The following is a 13,634-nucleotide window of genomic DNA, read 5'->3' on the forward strand; positions in this document are numbered from 1 at the left end:
TTGGCCCGCTCAGGGCGCACCGTCAGCGCGCTCCACCGTCAGCGGAGGGCGCGATCCTCCGCCGCCAGGTCGACGAGCTCACGGGCGTGGGCCTCGGCCGTCGCCGACCCCTCGAGCCCGGCGAGCATCCGTGACAGCTCCGCCACGCGTGCGTCGTCGTCGAGCAGGCCGACCCCGCTCGTGGTGACCGTGCCGTCGTCGGACTTGAGCACGTGGTAGTGCCGGTCTCCGAACGCCGCGACCTGCGGCAGGTGGGTCACGACGAGGACCTGGGCGTTCGCCGCGAGCCGGGCCAGCCGACGCCCCACCTCGATGGCAGCGCGTCCCCCGATCCCGGCGTCGACCTCGTCGAAGACGAACGTCGGCACGCTGGCGCGGTCGGCCAGCACCACCTCGAGCGCCAGCATCACGCGGGAGAGCTCTCCGCCGCTGGCTCCCTTGGCGAGAGGCCGAGGGGCCGCACCAGCGTTGGCGGCCAGTAGCATCTCGACCGCGTCCACACCGTCAGGACCGAGATCGGCCGGCGTCGGTGAGGCCGGCGCGTCCACCTGCACGTCGAGCCGCGCGTGGGGCATCGCGAGCGCCTCGAGCTCCGCACCGACCTCGGCCGCCAGGCGTACGGCCGACTCGCGGCGACGGGCGGTGATCGTCGCCGCCTGCGCGAGCAGATCGCTCTCCAGGGCCGCGATCTCGTCCGCGAGCTCGGCGATGCGACCGTCGTCGCCCTGCAGCGTCGTCACGCGGACCTGCGCCTCCTCGGCCCAACGAAGGACGTCGGCCACCGTGGGACCGTACTTGCGGGTCAGCCCGGCCAGGGCCGCCCGACGCTCGGACACCCCCGCCAGCCGTGCCGGGTCGACCTCCACGCCGTCGGAGTACGAGGCCAGCTCGCCCGCGACGTCGCTGACGGTGAACCGCACCTCGTCCAGCCGGCGCGCCTGGACGTCGAGAGCCGGGTCGTGCTCGCGGACGCCGTCGAGCAGGGCGCTCGCACGGCCCAGCAGGTCGAGCACGTCGGAGGCGTCGTCGGTGTCGGACAGCAGACTGTGCGCCTCCGCGGCGGCGAGGGCGAGCGACTCCGCGTGGGCGAGTCGCGCCTCCTCGATGCGGAGCGCGTCGTCCTCCCCCTCCTCAGGGGCGACGGCCGCGATCTCGTCGAGACCGAAGACGAGGACGTCGAGCTCGCGGGCGCGTTCCTGGCCGGCCGACGTCAGGTCGTCGAGCGTGCGGCGTGCTTCGAGCAGCCGGGAGTAGGCCGGTCGGTAGTCCTCCAGCAGCGCCTCGACGTCACCGAAGCGGTCGAGCGCCGCACGCTGGGCACCCGTCCGCAGCAGCCGGTGCTGGTCCGACTGTCCGTGGACCGCCACCAGCTGCTCGCTCAGGCGGGCCAGCATCCCGGCGGGCACCGACGCGCCGCCGAGGTACGCCCGGGAGCGGCCGTCCTTGCCGATCGTCCGGGCCAGGACGAGCTCGTCGCCCTCGGTCTCCGCAGGCGTCTCGTCGAGGAGCGCCCGGACCCCGGGCAGCGCCCCGACGTCGACGGTCGCCTCGACCCGCAGCCGGTCCGCGCCGTGCCGGACCAGCCCGGAGTCCGCGCGCGACCCGCGCAGCAGTCCGAGTGCGGTCACGACCATGGTCTTGCCCGCACCCGTCTCGCCGGTGATGACCGTGAGCCCGGGACCGAGCTCGAGCTCGGCGTCGGCGATCACGCCCAGCGACGACAGCCTGATCTCCTGCCACACGAGCGCCTCAGCCCTCCTTCGATCCGCCGTAGGGGCTCCGCCGGTCCTCCGCGCTGATGCGGTTCGCCGCGGACCCCCGCCAGCCGCTCACGGGCAGGTCGAACTTGCGCACGAGGCGGTCGGTGAACGGTGCCTGGTGGAGGCGGGCGAGGCGGATGTTCTTGTCGCCCTGCCGGACCTCGACGCGCGCGCCGGGCGGCAGGTCGTACGTCCGTCGTCCGTCGCACCACAGGACTCCGGAGGACGGTGCCTCGGGGATCACCTGGATCGCCAGGAGCGACGTCGGTGAGACGACCATCGGTCGGGCGAACAGCGCGTGCGCACTGATCGGCACCATGAGGAGCGCCTGCACCTCGGGCCAGACCACCGGGCCGCCGGCGCTGAAGTTGTAGGCCGTGGAGCCGGTGGGCGTCGCACAGACCACGCCGTCGCAGCCCCAGCGCGAGACCGGGCGGTCGTCGATCGCCACGACGACCTCGAGCATCCGCTCCCGGGACGCCTTCTCCACGGTGGCCTCGTTGAGCGCCCAGCTGTGGGCGACCTCCTGGTCGTCGACGAAGACACGCGCGTCCACGGTCATCCGCTCCTCGACGGTGTAGCGGCGCTCGACGACCCGTCGCACCGTGTGGTCGAGATCGTCCACGTCCGCCTCCGCCAGGAAGCCGACGTGGCCGAGGTTGACACCGACCAGCGGCGTGCCGCACTCGCGGACGAGCTCGGCAGCGCGCAGCAGGGTCCCGTCGCCGCCGAACACCACCGCGAGCTCGCAGCCACGTCCCGCTGCGGGCTCGACCGGGACGATCTCCGCGTCCGGGAGACCCCAGCGCTCCAAGGCAGGTGCGTCCTCGGACACGACGCGGACGGCGATGCCCTCGGACACCATCGCTCGGGCGAACTCAGCGGCGACCTTGCTGGCCTCGTCGCGGCCGGTGTGGGCGAGGATCAGCACGCGCCGCCCACCGCTGGTCGATGGTGCAGTGCTCACTGGTGCTCCCGTCCGCTCGGTGATCCCAACGGTCCTGCGTCCACCGCCGCGCGGACGTCGTCCTCGACGACGGGCGGAGCGTCCCGCCGGAACCACCCAAAGTACTCGACGTTGCCGCTCGGGCCAGGCAACGGGCTGGCGGCCACCGCTCGGGTGCCCCATCCGACGCCCTCCGCCGCGCGGCACACCCCCACGACCGCGTCCACGTGGAGCGCCGGGTCACGGACGACGCCCTTCTTGCCGACACGGTCCTTGCCCACCTCGAACTGCGGCTTCACCATCAGGACCAGGTCGCCGTCGTCGACGCAGACCCGCGCGAACGCGGGCATCACCAACGTGAGCGAGATGAACGACAGGTCCGACACGACCAGGTCGACCGGGCCACCGATCGTCTCCCGCTCGAGCTCGCGCACGTTGGTCCGGTCGTGGACCACCACGCGAGGGTCCTTCTGGAGCGCCCAGACGAGCTGGCCGTAGCCGACGTCGACGGCCACGACCTCCTTCACACCACGCCTCAGCAGGACGTCGGTGAAGCCACCCGTCGAGGCACCGGCGTCGAGGCACCGGCGTCCGTCGACGGCGAGGCCGAGCGGCTCGAAGGCCTCGAGCGCACCCAGCAGCTTGTAGGCGCCCCGGGAGGCGTACCCCGGGTCGTTCTCGACGTCGCGGACGACCACCGCCTGATCGGTGGTGACCTGGGTCGCCGGCTTCGACGCTCGAGCGCCGTCCACCGTCACCCGTCCCGCGGTGATGAGGTCGCTCGCCTGCTCGCGCGACCGCGCGAGCCCACGGCGTACGAGCTCCGCGTCGAGCCGTATCCGTCGGCTCACGGGGTCTCGGGTGGTTGCTGGCCGGCCGTCTGCAGGACCTCGCGGAGCTTGGCGTGCACCCGCTCGTACACCGCGAGGTGCTCGCCGACCGGCAGCTCGGCGAGCTTCTCGAGGTCGGAGAGGACCGCCTGGACACGGGGGTCCGGCCCGTCCTCGTCGGCGGGCGCCGCCTGGGGCGGGGTCGGTCGCGGGCTCGGAGGTCCTGGACGGGGACCCGGTCGCAGGCCCGGGGTCTCGCGCTCGGAGGCGCCTTCGGTCATCTCGCGCTCCTTCGTGTCACCGGATCGATCATCGCACTCCCCAGCCCGCGAGGGCGGCACGGACGGCAGAGAGGTCGAGCCGCGACCCCGACTCCCCCGCCACCTCGTCGTGGTGGTGCCACGACAACGCCACGACGGCACGCAGCAGCTCGACGGCCGACAGCGGCTCGTCCACCCCCGGCGCGCCGTCCACGACGAGGGCGCCTCGCTCGGCACGGACCGTGTGCCGGCCACAGCGTGCGGAGCCGTCCACGACCTCCACCGCGGTCTGCGGCAGCGAAAGGGCGCGCAGGTCCGGCGCGACGTAGGTGGGACGCACGGAAGGCGCTGCGGCGACCACGGCGTCGAGATCACTGACGCCGGTCAGCACGAGGAGGCTGTCGGCTCCGACGTTGTTGGCGCCTTCGATGTCGGTGTCGAGCCGGTCGCCGACGACGAGCGGGTGCGACCCACCGACGCGGAGGACCGTCTCGTCGAAGAGCGGCGGGTACGGCTTGCCCGCAACCTCCGGCCGACGCCCGGTGGCGGTGGCGACGGCAGCGACGAGGGTGCCGTTGCCGGGAGCGAGACCGCGCGCGGTCGGGATCGACCCGTCCGTGTTGCTCGCGACCCAGGGGATGCCGGTCGAGACCGCGTACGCTGCCTCTGCCAGCTGCTGCCATCCGAGGTCGGGCGAGAAGCCCTGGACCACTGCTGCCGGCTCGTCGTCAGCAGACGTCACCACGACGAGACCGTGCTCCTCGACCGCGCGCCTCAGGCCCTCGCCGCCGACGACGAGGACGCGGGAGCCCGCCGGTACAAGGCCCGCGAGAAGTCGCCCCGCCGCCTGGGCCGAGGTGACCACGCCGTCGTCGTCGGTCGGCATGCCGAGCCCGCGGAGCTTGGCCACCACCGCGTCGGGCGTCCTCGCAGCGTTGTTGGTCACGTAGGCGAGTCGCAGGCCCGCCTTGTGGGCCTCCTCGAGGTTCTCGGCGACGTGCTCGATCGCGTCCTCGCCGCGGTAGACGACGCCGTCGAGGTCGAGCATCGCGACGTCGTAGCGCTCCCGGAGCGGGTCGTCGCAGGCGGAGAGGCGCACGGTCGGGCGCCGGCGGGAGTCGGAGGAGGCGTTCGCCCACGAGGCGGCGGCAGGTTTGAGCGTGTGGTCGGGCATCGCGACCAGCGTAGGGCCACGACGTCTGGCCTACGATGCACCGGTGGACAACGCCGTCATCCGACCGTTCCGGGCTGTGGGCTTCCGCGGCGGCTCCGCCGTCGTCTCGACCCGTACCTACGTGCCGTCGGCGTCCTGGTCACGGGCCCCTCGAGACCTGCCCGAGCACCACGTGCTCCGGCTGCTCGAGCCTGCGTTCAGGAGCGACGACCCCCATCAGGCGACGCGCGTCGCCCATGAGTGGATGGACGACGGCACGCTCGGCATCGACGCGGAGCCCGCCTTCTACGCATACCGCACGGTCGAGGACGGCCACGAGGCCCTCGGCGTCGTCGTGCTCGTCGACCTCGAGGCGGGCAACCTTCGCCCGCATGAGGACGTGATCGCCGCGTACGCGATCCGGCAGGCCCGCCTCGCCGAGGCGACGCGGGCCCAGTGGGAGCCGATCACCGCCTACACCACGCGGGAGCCGATCGGTCCCCTGCTGGCGGCGGCGACCGACCGCCCAGCCGACCACGTGGCGGAGGACCTCGGCCGGTCGGACGAGATCTGGGCGATCACCGACCCGAAGACTCTTCGAGCGGTCAGCGAGCGCCTCGCGGACCAGCAGCTCGTCATCGCCGACGGCCACCACCGTTATGCCGCGTGGCGCACCGCCCCCGAGCGTGAGGGCCGACTCGCGCTCACGCTCGTGCTCGACCAGCCCGTCCTCACGGTCGGCCCGATCCACCGGTTCGTCGCACAGCTCAACCTCGACGAAGCGCTGCTGGGCCTGCCGCTGCCCGCTCTCGAGCTTGCCGGCGTCGAGGCCGCTGCGGAGTTCATCGCCGTCAGCGAGACGCGCTGCGTGCTGACCGACGGGCGACGGTTCCTGGGCGTCGACGCGTACGAGTGCGCCTCGTGCTGGGTCGAGGACGTCTTCACCCCCCACCACGGGCTGGAGTCCGACGCGGTCAGCTACGAGCCCGACCTGGACGCGGCCGCGCGCATCGCCAAGGAGGAGGGCGGCGTCTCGCTCCTGCTGGCGACGCCGTCTCTGGAGACCGTGACACGGGCGGCGACTACCGGTCGGCTCCTCCCGCACAAGTCATCGTGGTTCCGCCCGAAGCCGCGCGTCGGCATGATCATGCGCCGCTGGGGCTGACCTCCCCGCTGCACACCCACGATCGGGCGACTGAGCTCGTCGCCACCGGGAGCGCCCGCCCGGCGCTTCCCGGAAGGCGACACCGATGAGCGCCTCGGAGCACCTGTTCGGGCCCACGGAGAGGGATCTCTCACGGCGCCCTGACGTTGCGCGTGCCGGCCAAGCGCGCGGGCGAGCGCTTGCCGAAAGGATCATGGCGTTCTGGCTCTGAAGACGCGAGGGTGAACGCAAAAATGACCGAAGGCCGTCACCAGTGGTGACGGCCTTCGGCCTAAATATTGTCCGGCGGCGTCCTACTCTCCCACACAGTCTCCCGTGCAGTACCATCGGCGCTGAAGGGCTTAACTTCCGGGTTCGGAATGTGTCCGGGTGTTTCCCCTTCGCCATGGCCGCCGTAACCCTTCGGGTTACAACCCCAAAACTTTGGTGTGTTTCGGGTTCTGGGTTGTGGTCCCAGAACCTCACAGTGGACGCATAAGTGTCGTTGAAGTGTGTGTAGAACAAGCCCTCGGCCTATTAGTACCGGTCAGCTACACGCATTGCTGCGCTTCCACTTCCGGCCTATCAACCCAGTGGTCTACTGGGGGCCTTAACCCACAAGGGGTGGGAAACCTCATCTTGAAACGTGCTTCCCGCTTAGATGCTTTCAGCGGTTATCACTCCCGAACGTAGCTAATCAGCAGTGCTCTTGGCAGAACAACTGACACACCAGAGGTTCGTCCATCCCGGTCCTCTCGTACTAGGGACAGCCTTTCTCAAGTTTCCTACGCGCGCGGCGGATAGGGACCGAACTGTCTCACGACGTTCTAAACCCAGCTCGCGTGCCGCTTTAATGGGCGAACAGCCCAACCCTTGGGACCTGCTCCAGCCCCAGGATGCGACGAGCCGACATCGAGGTGCCAAACCATCCCGTCGATATGGACTCTTGGGGAAGATCAGCCTGTTATCCCCGGGGTACCTTTTATCCGTTGAGCGACGCCGCTTCCACATGCCAGCGCCGGGTCACTAGTCCCGACTTTCGTCCCTGCTCCACCCGTCGGTGTCACAGTCAAGCTCCCTTGTGCACTTACACTCAACACCTGATTGCCAACCAGGCTGAGGGAACCTTTGGGCGCCTCCGTTACATTTTAGGAGGCAACCGCCCCAGTTAAACTACCCACCAGGCACTGTCCCTGATCCGGATCACGGACCTAAGTTAGATATCTAGTACGACCAGAGTGGTATTTCAACGATGACTCCACAACCACTGGCGTGGCTGCTTCACAGTCTCCCACCTATCCTACACAAGTCGAACCAAACACCAATACCAAGCTGTAGTGAAGGTCCCGGGGTCTTTCCGTCCTGCCGCGCGTAACGAGCATCTTTACTCGTAGTGCAATTTCGCCGAGCTCGTGGTTGAGACAGCGCCCAAGTCGTTACTCCATTCGTGCAGGTCGGAACTTACCCGACAAGGAATTTCGCTACCTTAGGATGGTTATAGTTACCACCGCCGTTTACTGGGGCTTAAGTTCAGCGCTTCGCACCGAAGTGCTAACACGTCCCCTTAACCTTCCAGCACCGGGCAGGAGTCAGTCCGTATACATCGAATTACTTCTTCGCACGGACCTGTGTTTTTAGTAAACAGTCGCTTGGGCCTGGTCTCTGCGGCCGTCATCGCTCCCACCGCAAGGGTGTTCACGAGTCGGGCCCCCCTTCTCCCGAAGTTACGGGGGCATTTTGCCGAGTTCCTTAACCACGATTCACTCGATCGCCTTGGTATTCTCTACCTGACCACCTGTGTCGGTTTGGGGTACGGGCGGCTCTGGTACTCGCTAGAGGCTTTTCTCGACAGCATAGGATCACTCACTTCGCCTGAAACGGCTCGGCATCAGATCTCAGACACATGAGGAACGGATTTGCCTATCCCTCGTCCTACATCCTTACACGCGGACAACCATCGCCGCGATGAGCTACCTTCCTGCGTCACCCCATCACTTGCCTACTACCAGCTCGGGTCACACGCTTACCAAGACACGCCACCCCGAAGGGCAGTCACGCTCGGCTCGGGTGCTTAGCATTACTGATTCAGCATGGGCGCACCAACGCCGGTACGGGAATATCAACCCGTTGTCCATCGACTACGCCTGTCGGCCTCGCCTTAGGTCCCGACTTACCCAGGGCAGATTAGCTTGACCCTGGAACCCTTGGTCATTCGGCGGAAGAGTTTCTCACTCTTCATTCGCTACTCATGCCTGCATTCTCACTCGTGTGGCATCCACGGCTGGGTCACCCCGCCGCTTCACACGCCACACGACGCTCCCCTACCCATCCACACACCTGGACCCGCCACCCGAAGGAGACGAGCCGAGTACACGTATGAATGCCATAGCTTCGGCGGATTGCTTGAGCCCCGCTAAATTGTCGGCGCAGAATCACTTGACCAGTGAGCTATTACGCACTCTTTCAAGGGTGGCTGCTTCTAAGCCAACCTCCTGGTTGTCTGTGCGACTCCACATCCTTTTCCACTTAGCAATCGCTTAGGGGCCTTAGCTGATGGTCTGGGCTGTTTCCCTCTCGACTACGGAGCTTATCCCCCGCAGTCTCACTGCCGCTCTCTCACTTGCCGGCATTCGGAGTTTGGTTGATTTCGGTAAGCTTGTAGGCCCCCTAGACCATCCAGTGCTCTACCTCCGGCAAGAAACAAACGACGCTGCACCTAAATGCATTTCGGGGAGAACCAGCTATCACGGAGTTTGATTGGCCTTTCACCCCTATCCACAGGTCATCCCCTCAGTTTTTAACCTAAGTGGGTTCGGTCCTCCACGCGGTCTTACCCGCGCTTCAACCTGCCCATGGATAGATCACTCCGCTTCGGGTCTAGAGCACGCGACTCAAACGCCCTATTCGGACTCGCTTTCGCTACGGCTACCCCACAACGGGTTAACCTCGCCACGTACCACTAACTCGCAGGCTCATTCTTCAAAAGGCACGCCGTCACCACGACCGAAGTCAAGGCTCCGACGGATTGTAGGCACATGGTTTCAGGTACTATTTCACTCCCCTCCCGGGGTACTTTTCACCTTTCCCTCACGGTACTAGTCCGCTATCGGTCATCGAGGAGTATTTAGGCTTAACGGGTGGTCCCGCCAAATTCACGCGCAATTCCAGGAGTCACGCGTTACTCGGGATACGCACAAGGAAGGCTCAGGTTTACGTCTACAGGGGTCTCACCCTCTACGCCGGACCATTCCAGGCCCTTCGACTTCAACTGAGCTTTATCACTTCCCGCTAGTCCGGCAGAACCAGCAAGCACGTTCCCACGACCCCGCACAGACAACGACCGCCGTCTTTAACATCTGCACGGTTTAGCCTCATCCGCTTTCGCTCGCCACTACTCACGGAATCACTGTTGTTTTCTCTTCCTGTGGGTACTGAGATGTTTCACTTCCCCACGTTCCCTCCGAACGCCCTATGTGTTCAGGCGCCGGTGACCAGACATAACTCTGGCCGGGTTTCCCCATTCGGACACCCCTGGATCACAGCTCGGTTGTCAGCTCCCCAGGGCTTATCGCAGACTCCTACGTCCTTCATCGGCTCTCGATGCCAAGGCATCCACCATGTGCCCTTAGTAGCTTGTAAAATTACACACACTACAAAGACACTCGCGTCCACTGTGAAGTTCTCAAACCACAACCCGCAACCACCCCGAACCACGAAGAAACCTCCGCAGCCGACATGGCCGGAACCAAGACAACAGCACCCCCACCAACCCCCCAGACAAGGGAGACCAGCAGAAGCGCCTGATGCCTCAGGACCCAACAGTGTGCCCAACCCGCCCCACCACACCCAACCCCGTTCCACACCCACCCCCAAAAGGAGACAGGCAGTACTAAGACCAGGCCGGCAGAACCAGCTGAATAATCGACGTTCCACCATCTGAGCACCCGACCACCACGACACTCGCGTGATCAAGCCGGGAACACACCCCCCACACCACCAGGATGCAGGAGATGAGCAATGCTCCTTAGAAAGGAGGTGATCCAGCCGCACCTTCCGGTACGGCTACCTTGTTACGACTTCGTCCCAATCGCCAGCCCCACCTTCGACAGCTCCCTCCCACAAGGGGTTAGGCCACCGGCTTCGGGTGTTGCCGACTTTCATGACGTGACGGGCGGTGTGTACAAGGCCCGGGAACGTATTCACCGCAGCGTTGCTGATCTGCGATTACTAGCGACTCCGACTTCATGGGGTCGAGTTGCAGACCCCAATCCGAACTGAGACCGGCTTTTTGGGATTCGCTCCACCTTACGGCATCGCAGCCCTTTGTACCGGCCATTGTAGCATGCTTGAAGCCCTGGACATAAGGGGCATGATGACTTGACGTCATCCCCACCTTCCTCCGAGTTGACCCCGGCAGTCTCCTATGAGTCCCCACCATCACGTGCTGGCAACATAGGACAAGGGTTGCGCTCGTTGCGGGACTTAACCCAACATCTCACGACACGAGCTGACGACAGCCATGCACCACCTGTACACCAGTGTCCAAAGAGACCCACATCTCTGCAGGCTTCTGGTGTATGTCAAACCCAGGTAAGGTTCTTCGCGTTGCATCGAATTAATCAGCATGCTCCGCCGCTTGTGCGGGCCCCCGTCAATTCCTTTGAGTTTTAGCCTTGCGGCCGTACTCCCCAGGCGGGGCGCTTAATGCGTTAGCTGCGGCACGGAACCCGTGGAATGGATCCCACACCTAGCGCCCAACGTTTACGGCATGGACTACCAGGGTATCTAATCCTGTTCGCTCCCCATGCTTTCGCTCCTCAGCGTCAGAACAGGCCCAGAGAACCGCCTTCGCCACCGGTGTTCCTCCTGATATCTGCGCATTCCACCGCTACACCAGGAATTCCGTTCTCCCCTGCCTGCCTCTAGTCTGCCCGTATCGGAAGCACGAATGGGGTTAAGCCCCAAGTTTTCACTCCCGACGCGACAAACCGCCTACGAGCCCTTTACGCCCAATAATTCCGGACAACGCTCGGACCCTACGTATTACCGCGGCTGCTGGCACGTAGTTGGCCGGTCCTTCTTCTGTAGGTACCGTCACTCTCGCTTCGTCCCTACTGAAAGAGGTTTACAACCCGAAGGCCGTCATCCCTCACGCGGCGTTGCTGGATCAGGCTTTCGCCCATTGTCCAATATTCCCCACTGCTGCCTCCCGTAGGAGTCTGGGCCGTGTCTCAGTCCCAGTGTGGCCGGTCACCCTCTCAGGCCGGCTACCCGTCGTCGCCTTGGTAGGCCATCACCCCACCAACAAGCTGATAGGCCGCGAGCTCATCCCCCACCGAAAAACTTTCCACCACCCACCATGCGGCAGGAGGTCATATCCGGTATTAGCCACCGTTTCCAGAGGTTATCCCAGAGTGGAGGGCAGATTACTCACGTGTTACTCACCCGTTCGCCGCTCGTGTACCCCGAAGGGCCTTACCGCTCGACTTGCATGTGTTAAGCACGCCGCCAGCGTTCGTCCTGAGCCAGGATCAAACTCTCCATCGAAACCCAACCAAACGGTCAGGCACAACAAAAACGTTCAACCCCGGACATCACTATTTGCTGACAAATAATTCTGTCACGGAATTTGACCAAAACAACAACCCAGCAAAACCAGGCCATCATCAAGGTCGCTGATTATCTCGTCGACTTTTGACACACTGTTGAGTTCTCAAACATCAGACACACAAAACCCTCAACCCCACACAGGAGCATCAGACCAAGGCGCGACCCCCAAACCTACCAGGCGTCCGACAGAGACCCAAACCTGGGCCCCTCGAGCGCTCAGCAGTGACCTTGACTAGTCCCGAACGTGCGGAACCGGCTAGGTTCTTCTGGAGGTGGTGGTCACCAGGGCCGCGTGCCCGGCCTCTCGGCCTTGCCCGCCGCCGTCCCCGGCAACAAGAAGAACATTACAGGGTCGGTTTCGGAGGGTCAAACCGGGGGTACCCCTTAGCGCTAAAACCTGCTCTGACCTGCGGCGATGTGCGCACTGACCGCCTCCGGTGCCCCTCACCGGACGCGGAGCTCCACGACGGCATCCGCCTCCACTCTCGCCGTCTCACCCCACCCCGGTGGCACCAACGGCATCCGGACGCCAGCTCGCAGACGCACGCGGACCGCGTCACCGCTCTCGTCGACCTGCCAGGTGAGCCCTCGGACCGTTGCTCCGGCCCCGCTCTCGCGGAGGTAGTCCTCGGCGGCGGTGCGCGCGGCGGCCGCGTCGAGCGCGATCGTCCTGTCACCCGCCGCGTACAGGCTGGAGCGGGTCACTCCCTCGCTCGCCGCGAGCGCCGCGCCGTCGGCGAGGTCGGCGAGCCGGCGTTGGCCGAGGTATGCGGCCGACGCGTTGACCGCCATGGCGACCACCAAGCCAGCGACGACGAAGAAGCCGACGATCATCACAGTGACCTGCCCACTCTCGGGCCGGCTCATGACCGGTCCTCTCGGAATCGGCCGTACGGCTCCGTGTGCGTGCTGCCCACGCGCACGGCCGGCCGCGCACCGCCGAGGGCATCAGGGATGAACGGCAGCTGGGCACGCGCCGTCACGGTGACGACGATCGAGGAGCCGGGACTGAGGCACGGTCCGCCGGCACACCGCAGCCGGACGTCGATCGTGTCGGTCTTGATCCGGTGGTCCTCGAGAACCAGCTGCGCCGCCCGGAGGGCACGTCTATCCGCCACCGTCGGGTTCGGTGCCTGGACGTACGCGCGTCCGGCCGCCCGACCGGCAGCGCTCACGCCGTACGCAGACCGCTGGACCTCGAAGACGGAGAGGACCACGTACAGGAGCGGAACCAGGAGAAGGAGCGCGAGCCACGTGGTCTCGACCACCGCGGACCCGCTCTCTCGTCCGAGGTCACGAGTCCTCCCTCGCGCCCTCATCCGATCTCCGTCACGGCCCGGCCGACGCCTTCGACGTCGACGGTGGACCCGAAGATCCCCAGCGCGGGGACGCTGGCGCGTACGCGGACCATGACGACGGGCTGTCCGTGGACGGAGGCCCGCTCCGCCCGGACGTCACCGGCGTACCGGGCGGAGAGCGCTCGAGTGATCTGTGATCGGGCTCGCGACACCCCCGTCTGGAGTGAGGCGCCGTCCCGCGACGCTGCGCGAGCACCGTCGGCAGCAGCAGCGGTGACCGTGTTGCGGACGTGGAGGACGAGCCCCACCTGGACGATCGCCAGCACGAGCGGGACCAGCACCACCATCACGAGACAGAACTCGGCGACGGCCGACGCCTCCTCGTCCCCACGTGGATTGCCGCGGCGGCGCGCGACGCTCATCCCCCGACGGAAGCCAGAGCAGCCTGGAGCATCGCCTTCAGCTGTGGCCCGGCCAAGGCGGTCAATCCGGCGACGAGACCGGCCGACATGACGGTGATCATCACCCACCCCGGGACGTCGCCGCGTTCGCCGCGACGGCGGACGCGCTCAGGCACCCCCGAGCGCGGCGGGCATCCGAGACGACGGTGCAGGGTTGCGAGCTGCATGGGCA

The 13,634-nt window shown here is 66.1% G+C and carries 10 protein-coding genes and 3 rRNA genes; 1 reads left to right on the forward strand and 12 read right to left on the reverse strand.

All coding sequences use genetic code 11. The annotated features are described in order from the left end of the window. Positions 1-38: 38 nt before the first annotated feature. From recN to KV102_RS02370, 5 genes are read right to left on the reverse strand one after another with little or no spacing between them, the layout of a single operon-like run. Positions 39-1,742 carry a DNA repair protein RecN gene (gene recN, locus KV102_RS02350; protein WP_220345194.1) on the reverse strand — a complete coding sequence of 568 codons (1,704 nt, stop codon included), beginning with the start codon at positions 1,740-1,742 and terminating at the stop codon, positions 39-41. A gap of 7 nt (positions 1,743-1,749) precedes the next feature. Continuing rightward, positions 1,750-2,727, reverse strand: coding sequence for an NAD kinase (locus KV102_RS02355; RefSeq protein WP_220341829.1), 978 nt, complete (start codon positions 2,725-2,727; stop codon positions 1,750-1,752). After that, entirely contained in the window at positions 2,724-3,557 is an 834-nt protein-coding gene (locus tag KV102_RS02360; protein ID WP_220345195.1) for a TlyA family RNA methyltransferase, read from the reverse strand. Before KV102_RS02360 ends, KV102_RS02355 begins: the two co-directional genes overlap by 4 nt. After that, positions 3,554-3,817, reverse strand: a complete 264-nt coding sequence (locus KV102_RS02365; protein WP_220345196.1) for a hypothetical protein — start codon at positions 3,815-3,817, stop codon at positions 3,554-3,556. Before KV102_RS02365 ends, KV102_RS02360 begins: the two co-directional genes overlap by 4 nt. A 28-nt stretch (positions 3,818-3,845) precedes the next feature. Continuing rightward, positions 3,846-4,970 carry an HAD-IIA family hydrolase gene (locus KV102_RS02370; protein WP_220345197.1) on the reverse strand — a complete coding sequence of 375 codons (1,125 nt, stop codon included), beginning with the start codon at positions 4,968-4,970 and terminating at the stop codon, positions 3,846-3,848. A gap of 43 nt (positions 4,971-5,013) precedes the next feature. On the opposite strand from KV102_RS02370, the gene KV102_RS02375 reads away from it, so the two are divergent. Next, on the forward strand, positions 5,014-6,114 hold the full coding sequence (locus tag KV102_RS02375; protein WP_220345198.1) for a DUF1015 family protein: 1,101 nt from the start codon (positions 5,014-5,016) through the stop codon (positions 6,112-6,114). A 280-nt stretch (positions 6,115-6,394) separates the two neighbouring features. Here the strand turns inward: KV102_RS02375 and rrf are convergent. The 7 genes from rrf to KV102_RS02410 all read right to left on the reverse strand — a co-directional run bounded on the left by rrf (position 6,395) and on the right by KV102_RS02410 (position 13,629). Beyond that, positions 6,395-6,511, reverse strand: a 5S ribosomal RNA gene (gene rrf, locus KV102_RS02380). A gap of 99 nt (positions 6,512-6,610) precedes the next feature. Beyond that, positions 6,611-9,732: ribosomal RNA gene (locus KV102_RS02385) — 23S ribosomal RNA — on the reverse strand. Positions 9,733-10,121: 389 nt separating this feature from the next. Then, positions 10,122-11,640 (reverse strand): 16S ribosomal RNA (locus KV102_RS02390). The 16S, 23S and 5S rRNA genes sit together here, the layout of an rRNA operon. Before the next feature lie 507 nt (positions 11,641-12,147). Further along, entirely contained in the window at positions 12,148-12,570 is a 423-nt protein-coding gene (locus tag KV102_RS02395; RefSeq protein ID WP_220345199.1) for a pilus assembly protein TadG-related protein, read from the reverse strand. Further along, positions 12,567-12,971 carry a hypothetical protein gene (locus KV102_RS02400; protein WP_308290204.1) on the reverse strand — a complete coding sequence of 135 codons (405 nt, stop codon included), beginning with the start codon at positions 12,969-12,971 and terminating at the stop codon, positions 12,567-12,569. Before KV102_RS02400 ends, KV102_RS02395 begins: the two co-directional genes overlap by 4 nt. A gap of 47 nt (positions 12,972-13,018) precedes the next feature. Further along, the gene (locus KV102_RS02405) at positions 13,019-13,423 is read right to left on the reverse strand and encodes a TadE/TadG family type IV pilus assembly protein (RefSeq protein WP_220345201.1); all 405 of its coding nucleotides are present in this window, start codon (positions 13,421-13,423) and stop codon (positions 13,019-13,021) included. After that, entirely contained in the window at positions 13,420-13,629 is a 210-nt protein-coding gene (locus KV102_RS02410; protein ID WP_220345202.1) for a hypothetical protein, read from the reverse strand. Before KV102_RS02410 ends, KV102_RS02405 begins: the two co-directional genes overlap by 4 nt. Between the last annotated feature and the right edge of the window lie 5 nt (positions 13,630-13,634).

Origin of the sequence: Mumia sp. zg.B53 (genome assembly GCF_019550935.1) — a bacterium.
In the GTDB taxonomy this organism is placed as follows: Bacteria; Actinomycetota; Actinomycetes; order Propionibacteriales; family Nocardioidaceae; genus Mumia.

Coding starts and splice junctions, on each gene's coding strand:
- KV102_RS02370 (WP_220345197.1), bottom strand. CDS start 4,970: ATGCCCGACCACACGCTCAAACCTGCCGCCGCCTCGTGGGCGAACGCC.
- KV102_RS02395 (WP_220345199.1), bottom strand. CDS start 12,570: ATGAGCCGGCCCGAGAGTGGGCAGGTCACTGTGATGATCGTCGGCTTC.
- KV102_RS02410 (WP_220345202.1), bottom strand. CDS start 13,629: ATGCAGCTCGCAACCCTGCACCGTCGTCTCGGATGCCCGCCGCGCTCG.
- KV102_RS02365 (WP_220345196.1), bottom strand. CDS start 3,817: ATGACCGAAGGCGCCTCCGAGCGCGAGACCCCGGGCCTGCGACCGGGT.
- KV102_RS02405 (WP_220345201.1), bottom strand. CDS start 13,423: ATGAGCGTCGCGCGCCGCCGCGGCAATCCACGTGGGGACGAGGAGGCG.